This is a genomic window from Raoultibacter timonensis, from assembly GCF_900240215.1.
In the GTDB taxonomy this organism is placed as follows: Bacteria; Actinomycetota; Coriobacteriia; order Coriobacteriales; family Eggerthellaceae; genus Raoultibacter; species Raoultibacter timonensis.
In genome coordinates, this window is sequence record NZ_LT964681.1 from 567459 (window position 1) to 584933 (window position 17475).

The window sequence follows — 17475 nt, forward strand, 5'->3', positions numbered from 1 at the left end:
CGGAAGGGCCCCATATGCTCCAACTCATAGATATCCGCAAGTCGTATACCACGGCCAGCTTCTCGCAGGTTGCCCTCGACGATATATCGATCTCGTTTCGCGATAACGAGTTCGTTGCCGTTCTCGGGCCGTCTGGCTCGGGTAAAACCACCATGCTCAACATCGTGGGCGGGCTCGACCATTACGACTCGGGCAACCTCGTCATCGACGGCATCTCGACCGAACAGTACAAAGACCGCGATTGGGACACCTACCGCAACAACCGCATCGGCTTCGTGTTCCAAAGCTACAACCTGATTCCCCACCAGACCGTCCTCGCCAACGTCGAGCTCGCCCTCACGCTTTCGGGCGTTTCGCGAACCGAGCGCCGCGAACGCGCCGCCGACGCGCTGAAGAAGGTGGGGCTCGGCGACCATATGGACAAGAAGCCGAGCCAGCTCTCGGGCGGCCAGATGCAGCGCGTCGCCATCGCACGCGCGCTCATCAACGATCCGGAGATCCTGCTCGCCGACGAACCCACCGGCGCGCTCGATTCCAAGACAAGCGTGCAGATCATGGCGCTCTTGACCGAAATCGCCAACGACCGCTTGGTCATCATGGTCACGCACAACCCCGAGCTCGCCGAAGAGTACGCAACCCGCATCGTCAACCTTGCCGACGGCGTGATCACCTCCGACAGCGACCCGTACGACCCCACGCTCGAAGAGATCGCCGAGCACCAAAGCGAAAAGGCTCCGCGCAAAACCTCGATGTCGTTTTTGACGGCGCTCTCGCTTTCGTTCAATAACCTCATGACCAAAAAGGGCCGCACGCTCATGACGGCGTTCGCGGGCTCCATCGGCATTATCGGCATCGCCGCCATCCTCGCGCTCGCCAACGGCGTCAACAACTACATCAAGAGCGTCGAGGAGGATACGCTTTCGCAGTATCCGCTGCAGATACAAAGCACCGGGCTCGATCTGACCTCCATGATGATGGGCTCGGCCGCAAGCGTTACCGAGGACGACGATTCGAGCGAAGCCGAAGGCCAAGTGCGCGAAACCAAGATGATCACCCGCATGTTCTCGAGCATCGGCAGCAACGATCTCGCCTCGCTCAAGGAGTACCTCGACAGCGGGCAGAGCGACATCGATCAGTACGTAAACTCCATCCAGTACTCCTACGACGTAACGCCCCAGATATTCAGCTCCGATACCGAAGACGGCGTACGCCAGGTGAATCCCGATAAGTCGTTCTCGGCGCTCGGCCTCGGATCGGATTCAAGCTCCAACAGCCTCATGTCGATGTCGATGAGCACCGATACCTTCTACGAGATGGCCGACGATCGGCGTCTGATCGAAGAGCAGTACGACGTGGTCGCGGGCTCGTGGCCGGCAGATTACGACGAGCTGGTCGTCGTGCTCACCGGCAACGGGAACGTGAGCGACTTTCTGCTCTACACGCTCGGGTTACGCGATCCCGGCGAGCTGAACGAAATGGTGAAGCAATTCGCCGCGGAAGAGGATGTGGAAGTGCCCGAAGACCGCATGGCGGTTTCGTACGACGACATTCTCGGTGTGTCGTTCAAGCTGGTCAATTCTACCGAGTACTACCAATACGATGAAGAGTACGGCGTCTGGAAAGACAAGACCGACGACACGGCCTACATGAAGGACATCGTCGCCAACGGCGAGGACCTTAAAATCAGCGGCATCGTCATGCCGAAGCCCGACGCCACCATCACTGCGCTTTCGACCGGCATCTACTACACGTCCGATCTGACCGACCACGTGATCGAGCAGGCCGCCGACACCAAGATCGTCAAAGACCAGCTGGCTGATCCGACGATCGACGTGTTCTCGGGTAAATCGTTTACCGAGGAAGACGAGGAGGCGGACAACAGCTTCGACATGAACTCGCTCTTCACCATCGACGGCGACGCGCTGCAATCGGCGTTCGTCATCGACGAGAGCGCGCTTGCCGTAGACATGTCGAACTCGCTGGACCTCTCGAGCGCCGCGGCCAATCTGCCCGACGCACCGCAGCCGAACATGGACGAAATCGCCGGTTCGCTCGACATCGACATCCCCACCGATCAAGTAGCGGCGCTGATGTCGCAGATCATGCAGGGTTATGCCGACTACGTGCAGGAGTTCTACAAGAACAACTCCCCCGTCCTCGAAGACGGCTCGCCCAACCCGAACTACGACCCCAACGCCAAGCCGATGACTGCGCAGGAGTACCTCGCCCAACCGGCTGTGCAGGGACAGATCGCGGCGGGTCTCCAGGGTATGGTGGACACCGACCAGCTCGAATCTCAAGTTGCCACCGCGCTGCAAAGCTACGTGCAAACGACCATGACCACCTATATGAACCTTATGGCGCAATCGCTGCAGTCGCAGGTGACCTCGGCTCTCCAGCAATCGATGAACCAGATGGCTACCAACATGGCGAACGCCATGCACATCGACGAGGAAGCGTTCAAGAACGCCTTCCAGATGAACATGGACGAAACCGAACTCACCGAGCTCATGATGTCGCTCATGAGGGTCGAGGAGCACTCCTATGACAACAACCTGAAAAAGCTCGGGTACGCGAGCTTCGACAAGCCTTCCGGCATCGACATCTACCCCGTCGATTTCGAGAGCAAGGCGAAGATCATCGATATTCTCGACGGCTACAACGACAAGATGAAGGCCGACGGCGAAGAGGACAAGGTGATCACCTACACCGACTTCGTAGGCGCGCTCATGAGCTCGGTGACCGACATCATCAACATGATCAGCTACGTACTGGTAGCCTTCGTTGCCATCTCGCTTGTAGTGTCGTCCATCATGATCGGCGTCATCACCTACATCAGCGTGCTCGAACGCAAGAAGGAGATCGGCATTCTGCGCTCCATCGGCGCAAGCAAGGGCGATATCAGCCGCGTGTTCAACGCCGAGACGCTCATCGTCGGCTTCGTGGCAGGTGCCATCGGCATCGGCGTAACGGCGCTGGCCTGCATTCCCGCAAACGCGATCGTTTACTCGCTCTTCGATGTGAAGGATGTGGCGTCGCTGCCATGGCAGGCGGCACTCATCCTCGTAGCGATCAGTATGCTGCTCACGTTCTTGGCAGGCCTCATCCCCTCACGGGCCGCAAGCCGAAAAGATCCCGTGGAAGCGCTGAGAAGCGAATAAGTGCGAACGGACGCTAAGGCCACGGCACACAGCGGACGATCCCTTTGACGAAAGCAGCCGCCTGGCGATTCGGGCGGCTGCTTTTTCGTTCAAGCGGCTGCTCTATCCTTGCTCGATCAGATCGAACAAGTCTTGCCGAGAATGAATCCCCAGTTTTTTGTATAGGTTCTTCGCATGAGTGCTCACGGTGTTCTTGGAGAGGATGAGCGTCTCTCGGATATAGGGAAGCGATCGTCCTCGGGCGAGATAACCGAGAATTTCGCGCTAACGCGCCGTCAGCCCGCATGTTTCGGCAAGGCGATCGCATACCGCCTCGTAATCGACGGAAGGAACATCGCTTGGCGCCGGTTGCGCCGCATCCTTCGTGGTCATTCGCTCGATCTCGTCTTTCCGGTTCAGCACCATAAGCACCACCGACGTCATAACGCCGCTCAATATCAACACCACGAACAAAAGCATCGTCTCGCTTTGTTCGATCAGGGGACGCAAACCCATGGCAATCAAACTGCCCGTGAAACAGCCCGCCTGAACGAATCCGCGGTTTATCCCGATCGCAAAGCCGCCCGAGCACACTCCTTTGCGCGCAATGCGGCTGAAGTATATCCAGACGATGATGTCGAAACCGTACTGGGCAAGCGTCACGAGCATAAGCGAGAAGAATCTCGCCCAAAACGACTCCACAGCCAGCAACGCTGGCCCGATAAGTATCACGGGAATCAGCCAGCGGTACAACGCGAACAGATCGAGCCGCTTTAAATACAGGATTGACAGCACTGCGACGACTATCGCCAAGGCTGCGCCGATTATATACGAGATCAGATGGGTATCGCCCCACCCCGTCATCGTTGCATAGTCCAGCGTGCCCCACGCAAAAGAAAGGCACGTGTAGATAGAGAGCGACCCCAAGCCAACCCTCAGGAAATCCCCCATGTACTTCGGCCTGTCTTCGGCTGAGAGCAACGTCACGGGCTTCAGCACTTCGGTATCGCGAATGGAGAGGTCGAAGAGCCACCCCGAAACGAGCGGAAGGCAGCATACCGCAACCCCTGCGAGAGGGCCGGTAACGAATGTGCAGGTGAAGATACCCGCAAGCGGAACCGCTACGCAGAACGGCACGAACATCTCGGCAAGCTCCTGGTCAACCTTACCGGTAAACTCGCCCCACAGCATCCACAGCCACCCTGAAGCCACGCCGGTAAGCGCGGCTCCGACAAACGAAACGACCGGCAACGATATACCGAAGAGGGGCTCGATTGCCATCATGATAGCCCCGAGCGTCGTCGCAGGCCCGGCAATCGACCCGATGACCGGCACGGTTGACAGATCGCGATGTCTCACAAACAGCGACATGACGAAGAGCGTCACCATCACCGAAGCGGCAGAGATAAACCAGGAGATGTCGTTGTTGACCGTTAAGCCGGTGGACTCGGGAAAGAGCACCGGGGTAAACCATGTGCAGTATATCCAAGCCCAAAGAAACCCTAGCCCGAGATATCTGAACTTAAAGTTCTCCGCGATGTCGCTCAGATAATCGCCTGCGCTGAAACCGCCGCCAAATGCCCTCACTGCTATTCCCCTTGATCGGCCGGAAACCATGATTGCTTTAAGTATAGTTAGGACCGCCTCGCCTGAACAGCTTTTGCAACACGGTACATTTCAATGCTTGATCTGGCTCTATGTTACTTTCTCACCTGTTTTGCGTGAACGTTTTTTTCGAAGCGAAAACGCGCGATTTTTTAAAAGCCCGATTTTCGGCGATTCCCGAAGTCGACTCGAGAGCGTAGAACTAAGAGGCTCGGCAACACAGCAAGACACTGGGTAGCCGGCGGTACCGCAATCGATCAACCAGGAGGGATCCATGAAGACACAGGGCCGAAACGACATTTCGCGGCGAAGCTTTCTCACAGGCGTTGCCGCCACGGGAGCGTTTGCAGCAGCCGGAACGATGTTCGGCTGCGCACCTGCAGCAAGCGGCGAGGGAAAAGCAGACACGGCATCCGGCAAAACGACGGAAACCGCTTCCGAAGCTTTGTGGGATACGCAACCCGAATCGGTCGCATCGCAGATCGCTGGAACGGAAGACCACGAGATCATCGTTGTCGGTGCAGGAAACTCGGGGGTCGTCTGCGCACTCGAAGCGGCGCAGCTCGGTGGCGAGGTAATCGTGCTCGAGCAATCGAACGCCGCCACCATGTGGGCAGGCGACATCGATGCCTGCGACAGCAAATTGATGCTCGAACAGGGATTCGAGGTTGACAAGGAGTTTATCATCCACGATTTGGTTCGCTATGCAAGCGGCAAATGCGACGAGAACCTCATTCGCCTATGGGCGTATAATTCGGGGGCATTTGTCGATTGGTACCAGGAAAACCTTCAGAAAAAAGGTCTCGACGTCATGCTCGACTCCATCAAGAAGGAGTTCTATCCCGCCGATTCCTTCTACACGAACGTCTACCACACAGCTTACAAACCTCCTTTTGAGGAGACCGCCAACCCAATGGGTTCGGAAGTCGCCATGCCTGCGTTGCTCGAGCTTCTCGAGGAAGCGGGAGGCGTCGTGCAGTATGGCGCGAAGGTCGTCGAGCTCGTACAAGACGACTCTGGCAAGGTGACCGGCGTTGTCGCCGATGGGCCCGACGGAATCAAGCAGTACAACGCCTCGCGCGGTGTCGTGCTCGCAACCGGTGGCTTTCTCGGCAACAAGGACATGATGGACCAACTCGGCGTTGCGGCGCACAAATACTGTTCCAACCACACAGGCGGCGACGGGCGCAACGGCGATGGAATCAAGCTCGCTACATGGGCAGGTGCCGAAATCGATTCCTCCTTTGCTGGCTCAATGCTCATCTTCGATCGAGGATGCATTACCACCGATGAGGAGAACGGTGACATTGGAGGCCAAGGCGGCACGAACCCGAACCTCTGGTGGCCGGGCTCGCAGCCGTTTCTTAAAGTCAATGTACTCGGACAACGCTTTTGCAACGAGGACGGCCCCTACGACTTCGAGTTCAATCTCGGCGTACAACAGCCAGGACATTTCTGGTGGCAGATATTCGATTCAAGCAGTTGGGACGACATCGTCAGCTTCGGTACGACCATCTGCAGTCGCGTCGTCGCACAGGAAGGCGCGAAGAACTGTCTTCTGCTCGGCCAATACTACCCTTGCCGCAGCGCCGAGGAGTGGGATGAAGTGTACGTCCAGCCGAACGTCGAGAACGGCAACCTCATCAAATGCGACACCATCGACGAACTCGCAAAGCAGATGAACGTTCCCGCAGATACGCTCAAGGCAACCGTCGATCGATACAATACGATCGCCGAATCGGGCGAAGACACCGATCACGGCAAAGCCCCGTGGCGCCTTTCGAAACTCGACGAACCCCCGTTCTATGCCGCGAAGATGTCAGGATGGGCGCTTGCGACACTCGGCGGCGTGCATGTCGATTACAGCTTCAGAGCAGTCGACAAAGACGGCAAAGCGATCGAGGGTCTTTACATGTCGGGCCTCGATGTGGGCGGCTTCTTCAATGGCAACTACCCCGAGTATTACGGCGGACTCTGCATGGGGCGATGCACCACGCTCGCCTGGCTCGCAGCGCACGCCATCATGGAAGAAGACTACCCGACTCCCGTTGAAAGCGCACGACTCGCGTACTGAGAGCGATGGCGGAGCCCCGTGCAAAACAGGTGCTCCGCCATCGCCAATAACCAGCATGCCCATGCGCGGTGCATCGGCGCATGGGCATGCCATCCGAGACGAAAAAGGCCCACGGCAGTTCAAGCGCTGCCGTGGGCCTTTCGTTTCACACAACCGGTGCGCAAGCACCGCAAAGAAGCTTATTCCGCGTTTGCAAGCGGGCTCGGGGTGGTGTAGGTGCGGGCAGCGTACTCCTGATCGAGCTCGTAGAGGGCCTTCGCATCCTGGCCGAACAGCTTCATGCGGGTGATCATGTCGTCGGCGGTCGCCTCTTCCTCAAGCTGCTCGTCGATGAACCAGTCGAGGAATTTGCAGGTGCGGTAATCCTTCACGTCATGGGCGGCGCTGTAGATGTCGTTGATGAGCGAGGTAACGTACTTCTCATGCTCAAGCGCAGCCTCGAGGGGTTCGATGTAGGCAGAGAAGGTCTTGTCGGGCTGGTCGATGGCCTTGAGCTGGACCTTGCAGCTGTTGTCGAGCAGGTAGTTGCGGAAGATCAACGCATGATCACGCTCTTCGGCAGCCTGGATCATATACCAGTTCGCGAACCCGGTAAGGCCCTCGTCCTCGTAGTAATCCGCAAACGACAGGTAGAGGTACGCCGAGTACAGTTCCTTGTTGATCTGATCGTTCAGAAGCTCATAGACTTTTTGGTCCATTGCCCATCCCTTCCTTTCGGTGCGAGGCGCCCTACAGCCACCTCGCATAGATAATCTGCTTGTATTGTTACTAATGATAACTGTTTTCAATAGCAGGCCAAGAGGTTTCGGGCAATGCACACAGGAGCACCAAGTATGCGGATCATCGTTCACAGCGCGGCGAAACGCGCCGTGGGCCGCTAGAGCCAGAGCCGATGCCCGCCCTGGTCCGCGCCCGGATCCTCCCTTTGATCCCCACTCTGATCTCCACCCGGATCCTCGCGCGAAAGGCTACCCGATCAAGCCCAGTTCCCGCGCTTTCAGCACGGCGTCCATGGCGGTGTGCACGTCGAGCTTGCGATAGGCGGCTGCCGTATGGCTCTTGATCGTGGGGATGGAGAGCCCCGTTTCCTCAGCGATCTCGGCGTTGCTCATCCCGCTGGCCAGAAGCTCCAGCATGCGCGCCTGCTGGCGCGAAAGCCTGACGGGCTTGTCGTTCGCGGTGAGGTTTGCCGTGACCCCGCGGAAGCGCTTTGCCCGATCGTGGGAGGCCAAGAGCGTCTCCTGCACAAAGACGCGAGCGAGCGGTCCACTGTAATCGGGCCGCGCGATATGCGATGCCAGGCTCTTGAGCGCCGGCTCGATCGACGCCCCCTCGTCGGCGACAACGCGGAAGAACCCGTAGGGCTGGAGCACCTCGAGCGCATCGGCAAGAGCCTCGAGCGCTTCTTCCCTCTTCCCGCATGCCCAACGAAGCGACGCGAGCAGAGCGCCTGCCTCGCCGATGTCGAGCGGGCGGCAGAAACCACGCCCGAACTCCAGCAGGGCCTTCAGCAGATGCTCGGATTCCTCCACGCGACCGAGCACGGCGAACGCCCGTGCCGTCGTGAAATGCTGGAACACGCGAACCAGATCGATACGGTCGACAACGTCGACGAAATACCCGTCGAGCCATTCGCGGGCAACGCGCGCGTCGGCGTCGAACAACGCCAGCTTCGCCTGGTACGCCAGCAGATTGTGCTGGAAGTGCGGGGCGTCGCTTTCCACATACGCTTCAAGGCAAGCCATGGCTCCAGCCGCTTCGTCCTTCCGCCCCATCTGCCAGAGCGTCGCGTGGCGCATGATGCCGATGCAGATACGCCCGTCCGCTTTGTTTTCGGGGATAAGCGCACTCTCGGCATCGAGAACGCCGTCGAGCGCTTCGCCGAGCCGGTTGCGCTCATACGCGAAGCTCGCCGGAATAAGCGCTTGGATATAGCCCCATTCGGTTCCCAGAAGCGGACCGAACGTCGCGCCCAGCAGCTCCATGCCCCGTTCCTCAAGCGCAATGGCGGAGTAGTCCACATTGCTGCGGTGTGGGTACGGAAGGTTCTGCGTGAACGACACCAGCGTAGTGGCGAGTCCGTTCGGGGTAAAGCGCTTGATCAGACGACCGAACTTCGAGAATCGCTTCGCCTTGTCGATGATGGTGGTGCGGTGGTCGATGCTGTAGGAAAGCGTCGCCGATTCCACGAAGCGCGAATCGAACGCGGCGATGCGCGGCAGCGCGCGGTACAGTTCGTCAAGATGGTGCTCGAAGCGCTCCCGCTGTCCGGTGAGGTAGTCGTACCACAGCGCCAGGATGTGCAGCGGGGGGCAATCACGGTACGCATGCTCGGGGAGCTCGTCCAGCGCGAGCGTACGCATGAAATCGGCGCAATCGGCCACCGAGCCCGATCTGTTCTCGTAGAGGTAGAGCAGCAGGTACGTGTCCATGCCGGAAAAATCGCCGCTTTCCAGCCAGAACCGCAACGCTTGCGTATAGTCGAAGCGTGCGCGCGAATACTCGGCTGCGCGCTTGCAGAGCGCTGCTCGATCGATACCGCTTTCACACACCTTATCCTGCAAAAAATCGCGGAAGAGGTGGTGGTAGCGATACGAGTTGCCGGAAAGCCGCATGAGAAACGTGTTCGAGCGCGCGAGCTCGTCCATGATTTCAGCCGCGTCGCCGCAACCCGATAGTATCTCGGCAAGCTCGGCGTCGAACTCGTCGGCCACGCTCGTAGCAAGGCAGAAGCTCCGAAGATCCTCATCCCACGTGCTCCACACCTGCTCGTCGAAGAAATCGCCGAACAAGGACCGGCTATCTCCTTTTGTCACCTGGCCCGACTTGGCCAACGCCGCCACACCGATAGCCCATCCCTCGGTTGCGGCAAGCACGATGCGGCTTTCGTCGACGGACAGGGAGCGCCCGAGCGATTTGAAGTAGGCTCTGATCTCATCGGCGGCAAACCGCAGATCGCCTGCATCCAGCACAGCGGGATCCCGGTCGATGCCGAACGCCGTCCACTCGTCGGGAGGTTCTCGCCGAGACAGGAAAAACAGGACGAACGCCTTGGGAAGGCGCTTCAAAACAACGGAAAGCGATTTGACGATCTCACGGTTCTCGATGAAGTGAAGGTCGTCGAAAACGAGCGCGCAGCGATGATCGAGCGGCTGCATCTCGGCTATGAGGCGGATGGTGTGCTCCACGGGAGAAAGCGAGAACGACGGGCTGGCCAGCACCCCGCGCATGGCCGCGTTTTCAGGTTGGACGGAATACAGCCCGGTTGCAAGCTGCTTGTAGAACATCGAGGGAACGTCGTCGTAGCGGTCGAGGCCGATCCAAACCGCCGGCAGCTTCGTCTTCTGCAACCACAAAAGCGTCGATACCGTCTTTCCGCTGCCCGCTGGAGCGCCGATGTAGACGTAGCGTTTGCGCGCGGCGCGGTCGAGGGCATCGACGACGCGCAAGCGCGGTGCGCAGACGTCCGGCAACGCAGCCGGTTCGAACTTGTCGCTCAGGATGAGATCGGCCTGCGGGCTCGCAGGCCCAACGGCAGGATCCCTGCTCCCGATTGGCACGTGCGCCCCCTTCCATCGTGACCGTTCCGACCCATGACCGACGCACCGTCCTCTCGTCCTGCTTTTCGTGCTGACAAACGAAAGTATAGCCCAAAACCTCATACCGTATGATGGTGCTGCCGCCTAAGAACACGTATATTCGACTGTACTGATATGAAATTCACCTCATATGACAAGGAGGGCATATGCCCGAGAAACATGACGGCAGCATGGAGCTGTCAAGGCGTACTTTCGTAGCGGGAACAGGTGTTTTGGCGCTTTCCTGCTCGCTTGCCTCCTTGGGTTTCGACCCGACGATCCCGAGCGCCTACGCCGACGAACCGGAGCAAGATACAGCCGAAACCGCGTCGACCGACGACTCGATAACCGCGCAATCGCAGGCCGGTGCGCAGAATTACTTTTCCGATCCGGCTTCCTACAAGGACTTCAAGCTCGACGTGCAAAACGTGCCCGCTGACTTCAACGGCGACACGTCAAACGACCCCCTCGCGGGTTTCACAACGCTCGACCCGCAGAACCTCTACGTAGGCTACGTGAACCGAACCGACTACGACAGGGGGAGCGCCTACGTGGCAGACAGCCTCGAGGCGCTCTCCGCACCCTCGATGAAGCTCGACAGCATGGCGCGCAAAACCCTCGGAGCAACATCCCTCGACACCAACTGGAAGGATTACCAGTACCACGCGAACAACGCGTGCACGCTCGAACATAGCGGAGAGCAGCTCATCGTCTCGAACACCATCTACACGGGCACCTATCAGTCAAGCCACAGCAACGATCGGGAAAGCGGGCAGGACATCCAACTGCAGCGCTTCGCGAACGGGCGGGTTCAAACGATGGCCAGAGCCCGCCACGACCTGACCGCGAAAAACGATCCGCTCATCATGGAGCACATCCAGCAGGAGGGCTCGCTCGGGCTCTTGGCCATGGTCGGCGGCGATTTCGACGGTGACGGAAACCAGGAGCTCGCCATCTACAACCCCTACCCCGCAGGTCCCCACATCGTCATCTACCGCTTCGATTCCTCGAAGGGAGTCCTCGTCAACGAGCAGACCATCTACCTCGGCGACATCGAATACGGCTTCAAAGGCTCCTTCAACGACTGGCGTATGCCTATCGTCCACCTGGCTACGTTCTCGCACGGCAGCTACGACGACCTCGTCATCACCATGAGCCTGCCGCTCACCTACCAGGCCGGCCTCGGGGATCGCAACCAATCCTCGAGCATGACCATCTATTCGAGGAAAACCGGGTATTCGCGATCCAAACTCGAGCAAGTATACCGATATACCCCCAATTACGTGCCGTATCGCATGCGGTTCGCTTCGGCGTTGCAGACCGACCTCAACGGCAACGGCGAACCCGAGCTTATCCTTGCTGGACACTGCAACATGTACAACACCGGCGATATGGTTGGCTGGATGGAATCAGATAAGAACCTCGTGCAAATGTTCACGTTCGACGCGGCGAAGAGCATCTACCAGTTCGTCTGGGACACCCCGCAGGTCGTATCTGCATTAAGCGATATCTACGTGCAGTACGAGATGTGCGAGCCCGCAGCGCTCGCCACGGGCAAGTTCCTGCGCTCCGAGGCCAACGATCTGCTCTTCTTGGAGGGCTACGTGTTCTCGCTCTCTTCCACCAACAAAAAGGGCGATTCGGAGGCTGCGCACTTCAAGGACGGCAGCTTCACCTCGCTGTACCATATGGATCTGACGGGCTACCGAAACCATTTCATCACCAAAGCGGTTTCCGGCAACTTCGCCAAAACGAACATCGGCACCGAACAGCTCGTCGTGCAGAGCGGCGCCGCGGAGTCGAGCAACTACACGGTCACTTACGACGTGCGCTGGGTGCAGGACCAAAACGGCAAGCTCACAACCCAGGATACCGACCCCAGCTTCATCAGCAACGCGAAAACCGATGACAACGGCACATTTCTAACCATCGCTGCCTGCGATATCAACAAGAACAACGCCTTCAAGTTCGCGCTGAAATCAAAATCGTTCGGCTGGAGCGCACCGCAGCCCCTTGCCGTCTTAACCAGCGTACCGTATTGGAGCGAGCTTAGCGACGAGAGGCTCGGCGACGAGAAGACGAGCATCGGAACCACAACCTTCGGCATCTCGTCATCCGAATCGGCGGGCACCGAGGGCAGGTGGAGCTTAGGCGGCGGCTTCAACATGTCCGCCGAGCTGCTCTTGGGTGCCGGGTTCTTCGGAAACGAAGCGATGCTGGGTGGCGGCTTCGATTTCGAGGCGATGTTCAACTACGCGGGCAGCTACTACCGCGAACGCAACGTCGAGCACTCGCTGTCGTACGGGGAATACGCGGGCAGGAACATGGTCGTCACATCGGCGGTGCCGGTCGTCGTCTACGAGTACGACGTATACGTGCCCGAGTTCACGGTCACGCAGCAATACCTCGACGAGTACAACAAGCACGCAGAGCCCAACAAAAAATGGGGGCGGGAGAAGGTGGGTACCAAAGCGGGAAACACCCACGTAGCCTATAAGGTGACCAACACCTACGATGCGACCCTCGGGCTCATGACGCTCGACGATTACAACAAAGCGGCGGCGAACGCGGGAACCGAAGACATACCGGTCATCGACATGGACCAGGTGTTCCCGCACACGCAGGGCGATCCCACCACCTATCCCACCCAAACGAGCACGATCGCAAACGTGCACAACGGCGCCATGATCTCAAGCGCCAACGCCGTGCCGATTACCGCCGATGTGGGCACGGAAACGTCGGTGGGCGTAACCGTAACCGATACGACGCAGTTCACCAACGGGTTCGACATAACCGTAGGCGGAGGCATGTCCTTGGGCGTGCAGGCCGAAGAGACGATCTTCTTCGCCATGTCGTTTACCGGGCACGCGGGGTGGAAAGCCGAAGTGTCGGGCGGCGCCAGCTGGGTATCCTCGCAAACGAAAGGCGCGCAGTTCTCCACTACGCTCCCCTCGCTGCACCCCCTTGACTATCTGGAGCACAAAGGAAACGAATACTCCTACGACGTGCGTCTGACCGTATGGCAAACCGAAGCTGTGAAAAAGTACCCGCTAGTCATCGGCTACGTGGTGGGGGGAACCGGGTCGGGTGCCGCGCCAAAGAGCCTTCCGCGCTACCCCATTGCGTACAGCGCGAACGAAACCAGCATCATCTGGGCCTGGAGCAACGACACCACCCGCCCTGCACAAGCCTACGGCGTGGCACTGCCCACGAGCACCGGCGGCTGGACGACGCAAGGAAACGTGCTGGACGCCAAGACGACCAGGTTCTGGTGTCAAACCGGCCTCACGGCGGGCGATACCCGACAGGTGCGGTTCCAGGCCTACGACGGCATGGACCAGCGCAACCCGAGCGCCTTGGGGCCCGCGATCGTCGGCACTACGATCGGCGGCGATGCCCCCGTCATCGACGAGCAGCCGAAAACCACGAGCGTATTCGGGGGAGACCCCGTCACGCTTTCCGTACGCGCGCACTCCCAACGCGGCGAAACCCTGAGCTATCAGTGGTTCTACCTCGACATAAGCAACGACGCCTATGCGGAATGGAAACCCATCGTAGGCGAAACGGGACCCGACTACGTCATCGACGCGGCCGATACCCTGTGGAACGGAACGCTCTTTTGCGTGGACGTGATGGACCGGACGATCAACGCAAGCGGCGTGGTGCCGACGGTGCGCTCGCAACCGGCGCGGCTGGGCGTCGAGCAAACGAACGCAATCGCAGACCCCGACGCTGCTGCGGCGACGCTCAGGATGGTGCCGACCGTCTCGCTCGAACTGACGCCCACCGACGGCAGCACCATCGTCCAGCATCACAACGAATTCTTCGTCCCCTATGGCTGCGAATTCAACATGGCCTTCACCGTGAAGGACGCTGAGGGCAACCCGTGCCTCGGCAAAATCACCCTCACCAGGTACACCTTCGAGAACGGCAGCCGCAATTTCGGAACGAGCAAGGATTTTGCCCTCACAGACGGACTGCATACGCTTGAACACGAGCAGCCGTTCTCCGATGTACTCTACTGGCCCCCCACGCCTTCGGGGGGCGAGGGCGCGCGGGTGTTTGAAGTCGAGGCTCGTCTTTCGCTGGACAGCCCCACGGTCGATACGGTGCTGCCCATCGTCGAGTACTTCATCGTCAACTACGGCACGGTGGTGCCTGAGCGCGCCGCCCATCTGCTCACCTGCGACACCGAGGGCCTTCTGCCCAGCGGATCAACCTACGCCCTCACGAAGCACATGCCCCTGCCCGACATCGCCCCCGCGATGGTGAGCGCGCAGTTCGAGGGCTGGTTCACCGACGCTGACCTGGCAGACCCGTTCGAGCCCCCGTTCGCGCCCGGCCCCGGGCAGACGACGCTGTACAGCGCGTGGTCGCAGGATGAGTACGCCATCTCCTACGATTTGGACGGCGGGACGAACAGCTCGGACAACCCCGATACGCTCACCAACGACACCACGACGGTCACGCTGCGCGACCCCTCGAAGGAGGGCTACGCGTTCGAGGGCTGGTATGCCGACAGCTCGTTCTCGCAGCCCGTCACGATCCTCCCGCGCGGAGCCACAAGCGACCAAAGCCTTTCGGCCAAGTGGCGCCTCATCGAGTATCCCCTGTTCTACGCCGCAGGCATCGGCACGAACCCCGCGAGCAACCCGCACTCCTACACGGTGCTCGACGACGATCTGGCCATCGCGCCGCCTACGTTCGAAACCGCGACACCGAATACCGGCACCTGGTATGCCGACCCGTTCTTCGCGCAGAAGGCAGCGACCGTCATACCGGCGGGAAGCACCGGCGACAAGGTGTTCTACGCCTACGGTGGAGAATCCGGCGGATCAGGAACCAGACCGGGGTCCCCCGTTCTCGCAAAGACCGGCGACGGCCTTGCGGGACTCGCGCAGCTCGCCGTGTTCGGTCTCTTCGCGTTCGGCTGCACGATGGGCGTCGCCGCCGTGCAGGAGTACCGTCGGTGCAAGAATAAGCCGACCGACCGCTAAACGGCGTTCCAAGCAAAGCGCCCGGCCCGACTCTCGGAAGCGGGCCGGGCGCTTTGCATTTTGCACCGCCAACGAAGCCCACGCGCCTTCTCTCCTAAACCGCGAAATCCCCCACGGCATACAGCGGCAAGTCACACACAACTCCATCTTGCCTGGGAGGCAACGGGGAAAACGATAAGCGCGCTCGAAACCAAAGCGGTTTACGGAAACACGGGGCCGCATTCCGCCGCGATTTCGATAGTGCGTGCGCCGCGAGCGCGCTGCTTGGGTACGCGCTTCGGCCCTGGCGGCGCCTTCACCGGACGAAGGGCTGCGCATCTCGACGCCGGAACAGGGGTATGAGCAGGTAATCCGACTGAATTCCATAAAAAGTATCCAAAACCTCATACCGTATGATGGTTCGCCTCTGTGGCCAAACGTATAGTTTATATGATTGTTTTCATCATGTTTTAAAGACAGCCGTATGACCAGGACAAGGAGCAGGAATGGTTAAGAAGAAAGTTGGCGATACGTTGCCAACGATACCGCAGCAGCATACATAGGAACTCGAACCATCTTTACGTTGTGCGCACAGAAAGGAACCTCCGATGACCGACTCGATATCACCAGGCAAACACCGCTTAGAAACACGCACCCCCCCCCAACGCTTCGTCAGCCTCGCCCTGATTGCATGCGTCCTTGCCGCCGTATCCATCCTCGTGCTCTCGCCGATCGGCACGCAACAGGCCTTCGCCGCCGCGGATGGCAAAAACAACCCCGGCTACGTGGTAAACATCCACCCTGGGCAAGCAACGACCATCAACCTCATCGATTACCTGCCCAAAGGAGGAGACCTTCCCCCTGCCGACGACGAAGGGTTCAGCTTTTCCGTAACAACCGCCGAAGCTCCGCTTTCAGCCAACGTGGATCCCTCGGGACTCCTTACGCTTTCGATCCCGTCGACGGCAACCGTGGGAGGCACATGCTCCATGGAGCTATCAATTAAAAGCACCACGGAGAGCACGCAGCACTACTACATCTACCAGTTCACTGTTCGCGTCGTACACAAGGTCGATTCCTTCAACGTCGAAAGAGACCGCTACGCCCTGTACGACGGCACCCCCCCCCAACAAGGCTACACGATTGCCGACGACGCGCTTGCAGCCTCGTACGATGACGGTACTCGACAATGGTCTAGTGCAGCCTATCCGTTCTCCGTATCCTACAGCGATGGAACCACCACCTCCGCTTCCAAGCCCGTACTTCCGGGGCAGCACACGGCAGTCTTCACCATACCGAACCTGTTCACCAACATCGACGACCCGAATGCCCTTGACGTTCCTTGCGCAGGATCGTTTTCCTTTGACTTCGAGATAGGACGCGGCGACGTTACGGCTTTGATCGAAGCCGAGAAGGTGTACGACGGAACGAACTCGTTTGTCGACGTATCGCCCCAAGAGCTGTACGGAGTAGTCGAAGGCGACGAGGTTTTTGCAGTTCTCGATCTGAAAGCCGAGGATGCCACCGTAGGTTCGGATAAGAGATTCACCGGCACCGCAGCACGCCTTACCGGCAAAGACGCCGACAAATACACGATGGATCCAACCAGGTTAGAGGGCTGGGTAACCATCACGAAAGCCCCCTTGGTCTTCCGTGCCGATAACATCACCATGAAGGCCGGCGAGGCGCTTCCCCGCTTAAGCTACACGGTCGAAGGCTTGGCCGCCGGAGATACGATTGCGCAAGAACCGAAGCTATCGGTTGCAGCTGCTCTCAATACACCGGGATCCTATCCCATAGCCATCGAAGGCGGCGCCATCGAAGCCGGTAAGAGCGCGAACTACACTATAGCCTACCAACCCGGTACCCTTACCGTGCAAGCCGCTGCAGCGGAAGAGCTGCCCACTCCGCCGGAGACAAACGACACCGGGGAAACGCCGGGCGCAAACGGCACCGGCGGAGCAACACCCACCACGTCGACGAAGCTCGCCTCGACCGGTGACGGGTTTGCTACCGCAACATCCCTGATCGCGCTGATCTCGATCGTTGCATGCGGTGCAATCAGGCTGTCGCGCCACCGCACCATGTAANGGTTCGAGTTT

General features: G+C 59.3%; 8 protein-coding genes. 4 read left to right on the top strand and 4 right to left on the bottom strand.

Features of this window, described 5'->3' with window-relative positions:
* Positions 1-14: 14 nt before the first annotated feature.
* On the top strand, positions 15-3161 hold the full coding sequence (locus C1722_RS14550) for an ABC transporter ATP-binding protein/permease (RefSeq protein WP_102380073.1): 3147 nt from the start codon (positions 15-17) through the stop codon (positions 3159-3161).
* A gap of 102 nt (positions 3162-3263) precedes the next feature.
* Here the strand turns inward: C1722_RS14550 and C1722_RS17920 are convergent, their stop codons facing one another.
* Positions 3264-3419 carry a helix-turn-helix transcriptional regulator gene (locus C1722_RS17920; protein ID WP_102380074.1) on the bottom strand — a complete coding sequence of 52 codons (156 nt, stop codon included), beginning with the start codon at positions 3417-3419 and terminating at the stop codon, positions 3264-3266.
* A 6-nt stretch (positions 3420-3425) separates the two neighbouring features.
* A complete protein-coding gene (locus C1722_RS14560) occupies positions 3426-4727 on the bottom strand; it encodes a hypothetical protein (protein ID WP_102380075.1) in 1302 nt (433 codons plus the stop codon).
* Positions 4728-5019: 292 nt separating this feature from the next.
* Between C1722_RS14560 and C1722_RS14565 the strand changes: the two genes are divergently transcribed.
* Complete coding sequence (locus C1722_RS14565; RefSeq protein WP_102380076.1) at positions 5020-6819, top strand: FAD-dependent oxidoreductase; 1800 nt, start codon at positions 5020-5022, stop codon at positions 6817-6819.
* Between the two features lie 179 nt (positions 6820-6998).
* On the opposite strand, the gene C1722_RS14570 is transcribed toward C1722_RS14565, so the two are convergent.
* Together C1722_RS14570 and C1722_RS14575 are read right to left on the bottom strand one after the other, a co-directional pair.
* Positions 6999-7517 (bottom strand): ferritin, encoded by a 519-nt coding sequence (locus C1722_RS14570; RefSeq protein WP_102380077.1) that lies wholly within the window; start codon positions 7515-7517, stop codon positions 6999-7001.
* A 270-nt stretch (positions 7518-7787) separates the two neighbouring features.
* Positions 7788-10379, bottom strand: coding sequence for a winged helix-turn-helix domain-containing protein (locus tag C1722_RS14575; protein WP_219724324.1), 2592 nt, complete (start codon positions 10377-10379; stop codon positions 7788-7790).
* Between the two features lie 185 nt (positions 10380-10564).
* On the opposite strand from C1722_RS14575, the gene C1722_RS14580 reads away from it, so the two are divergent.
* Entirely contained in the window at positions 10565-15394 is a 4830-nt protein-coding gene (locus C1722_RS14580; RefSeq protein ID WP_102380079.1) for an InlB B-repeat-containing protein, read from the top strand.
* A gap of 587 nt (positions 15395-15981) precedes the next feature.
* The gene (locus tag C1722_RS14585) at positions 15982-17463 is read left to right on the top strand and encodes an MBG domain-containing protein (protein ID WP_102380080.1); all 1482 of its coding nucleotides are present in this window, start codon (positions 15982-15984) and stop codon (positions 17461-17463) included.
* The last annotated feature ends 12 nt before the right edge of the window (positions 17464-17475 follow it).